Annotated in this window: 3 protein-coding genes; all 3 read left to right on the top strand. The window is 62.1% G+C overall.

Translation table 11 applies throughout. From position 1 onward, the window contains the following. The coding region (locus tag EN994_RS25475) for an ABC transporter permease (protein WP_164746180.1) at nt 1-728 on the top strand (728 nt) is incomplete at its 5' end. A gap of 12 nt (nt 729-740) precedes the next feature. Further along, a complete protein-coding gene (locus tag EN994_RS25470) occupies nt 741-1,898 on the top strand; it encodes an ABC transporter permease (RefSeq protein WP_013530884.1) in 1,158 nt (385 codons plus the stop codon). Between the two features lie 67 nt (nt 1,899-1,965). Continuing rightward, nucleotides 1,966-2,861, top strand: an 896-nt coding sequence (locus EN994_RS25465) for an ABC transporter ATP-binding protein (RefSeq protein ID WP_164746179.1), incomplete at its 3' end; no start/stop codon positions are given.

Below are 2,861 nucleotides of genomic sequence, written 5' to 3'. Positions count from 1 at the left end.
CCGGCGTTTTCCAGGGCGATTTCGGCTGCTCGACCAAGTTCAAGGCGACCGTCGCCTCAAAACTGTTTCCGGCACTCGGCGCTACGGGCATCCTGATGTTCTGGGTGCTGGCGGTGATGGTGCCGATCTCGCTGCTGATCGGCATTCTGGCCGGCATGCGTGAGGGGTCGCGAACCGACCGGGTGCTGTCCGTGGCGTCGATCGCCTCGACGGCGACGCCTGAATATGTGTCGGGCGTCATCTTCACCGTCATCTTCGCCTCATGGCTAGGCTGGCTGAACGGCTCGGCGGCTTCGGCCAGCCAGGGCATCACCTTCTACAATTTCACACTGCCGGTGATGACGCTGGCGATCTACGGCATCGGCTATATCGCCCGCATGACGCGAGCTTCGATGGTCGAAGTGATGACGCAGCAATATATCCGTACTGCGCGGTTGAAGGGTCTCTCCTTCGGCAGCGTGGTGGTCAAACATGCCTTGCGCAACGCGCTGATCGCACCGTTCACCGTCATCATGCTGCAATTCCCTTGGCTGCTCACCGGCGTCGTCATCGTCGAGGTGATGTTCCGCTACCAGGGCTTCGGCTACACGCTGGTCGAGGCGGCCGGCAACAACGATATCGACCTTTTGCTCGGCTGCTCGCTGGTCTCGGTGTTCATCGTCTTGATCACGCAGCTCATTTCCGATGTCGGCTACGCATTTCTCAATCCGCGTATCAGAGTTCAGTAGGGAGCGAAGCCGATGCCGGTTCAATACATCAGTGGCTTCACCGTCGTTTTCGAAGTGCTGTCGCGCTTCTGGCCGGTCTGGATCGCGCTCGTCATCGTCATGGGCGCGAGCTTCGCCTACAAGAAGAAGCTGGCGCTCTACGGCCAGCTGTTCGACAGCGGTGTCGGCATTGTCGGCGTCGGCATCTGCCTGTTCTGGCTGTTCACGGCGATCTTCGCCGCGACCATATCGCCCTTCGATCCGCTGGCCCAGATTCCGATCATGAAGGACGTGCTGCCGGGCGCCGTCGAACCGCAGTCGGGGCTGACCTATCTGTTCGGCGGCGACAAGCTGGCGCGCGACGTGTTTTCGCGCATGGTCTATGGCAGCCAGATCGTGCTGATCATCGCGCCTGCCGCGACCGGCTTCGCGCTGATGGTCGGCATCACGCTCGGCCTGCCCGCCGGCTATTACGGCGGCAAGATCGACACCGTGCTGTCGTTCCTGGCCAACCTTGTGCTCGCCTTCCCGGTGATCCTGCTGTTCTACCTCTTGGTGACGCCGGGTATCATGGACACGCCGATCCCGTACGGCATGGCCGGCGTGTTCTTCCTGTTCCCGATCATCTTCTTCAGCGTGCTGTTCTGGACCCGCTACAAGAACCGGCCCGACCGGCTCTACATCCTGCTCGGCATCACCCTGATCCTCGGTGGCTGGATCTATCTCGGCCTTGTGTTCGATAAGGACCCGCTGCACATCGTCCATATCGATCCAAACCAGCTCAACATCTTCGTGGCGGTGGTGTTCGCCTCCAGCCCCGGCGTGTTCCGCATCGTGCGTGGCCTGGTGATGGACATCAAGACGCGCGACTATGTGGCGGCGGCGCAGACGCGCGGTGAATCGCCCTGGTACATCATGCTGTGGGAGATCCTGCCCAATGCGCGCGGGCCATTGATCGTCGATGCCTGCCTGCGCATCGGCTACACCACCATCCTGCTCGGCACGCTCGGTTATTTCGGCCTTGGCCTGGCGCCGGAAAGTCCGGACTGGGGCACCGCGATCAAGGACGCCAGCCGCCTGCTGCGCTCCTTCATCCATCCGGCGCTGCCGCCGACCATCGCACTGATGTCGTTCGTGCTGGGCTTGAACCTGCTCGCCGACTCGCTGCGCGAACAATCGATGAAAGACTGATGTCGCGGGTTTCGACCCGATGGGCCTGAGAGAAACAGGCCTGGAAGAACCAGGATTGGAGCGACCCATGAACGAGGCAGTTCGAAATCCCGCCAAGCCGACCCCCGGGCCAACCAAAGGGCCGATCATCGAGATCGAGAACCTGTCGATCTCCTTCTTCACCCGCAAGGGCGAGATACCGGCGGTCATGGATTTTTCCTGCACCGGCAGGCCGGGCGAGGCGATGGGCATCGTCGGCGAATCCGGCTGCGGCAAGTCGACCGTGTCGCTCGGCATCATGCGCGACCTCTCCAACATCGGGAAGATCGTCGGCGGCAAGATCAAGTTCCAGGGCAAGGACATGGGCGAACTCTCCGACGAGGAGTTGCGTTCCATCCGCGGCAACAAGATCGCCATGATCTACCAGGAGCCGATGGCGAGCCTGAACCCGGCGATGAAGGTCGGCCAGCAGCTGATGGAAGTGCCGCTGATCCACGACAAGGTGTCGAAGGAAGAGGCCTATAAACGCGCCCTCGATATGGTGCGCTCGGTCAAATTGCCCGATCCCGAGCGTATGATGCGCTCCTATCCGCACCAGCTCTCCGGCGGCCAGCAGCAGCGCATCGTCATTGCCATGGCGCTGCTGTCGAAGCCGGCGCTGCTTTTGCTCGACGAGCCGACGACGGCGCTCGACGTGACGGTGGAGGCGGGCATCGTCGATCTGGTCAAGGGGCTGGGCGAGAAGTTCGGCACGTCGATGATCTTCGTGTCGCACAATCTCGGCCTGATCCTGGAAACCTGCGATCGCATCACCGTGATGTATTCGGGCGAAGCGGTGGAGACCGGCAAGATCAAGGACGTGTTCGACCGGATGCGCCACCCCTATACGCAAGGGCTGTTCCGCTCGATCCCGCTGCCGGGCGCCGACAAGAACTCACGGCCGCTGATCTCCATCCCCGGACAGCTGCCGCTGCCGCACGAGCG

This window comes from Mesorhizobium sp. M7A.F.Ca.CA.002.09.1.1, assembly GCF_003998555.1.
Lineage (GTDB): Bacteria > Pseudomonadota > Alphaproteobacteria > Rhizobiales > Rhizobiaceae > Mesorhizobium > Mesorhizobium ciceri.
Note: the sequence above shows the minus strand (reverse complement) of the source record. Positions and strands in the feature narration are given on the sequence as shown.

Bases quoted from the DNA above. Each gene is read 5' to 3' on its own strand.
- EN994_RS25470 (WP_013530884.1), top strand. From the start codon at position 741: ATGCCGGTTCAATACATCAGTGGCTTCACCGTCGTTTTCGAAGTGCTG.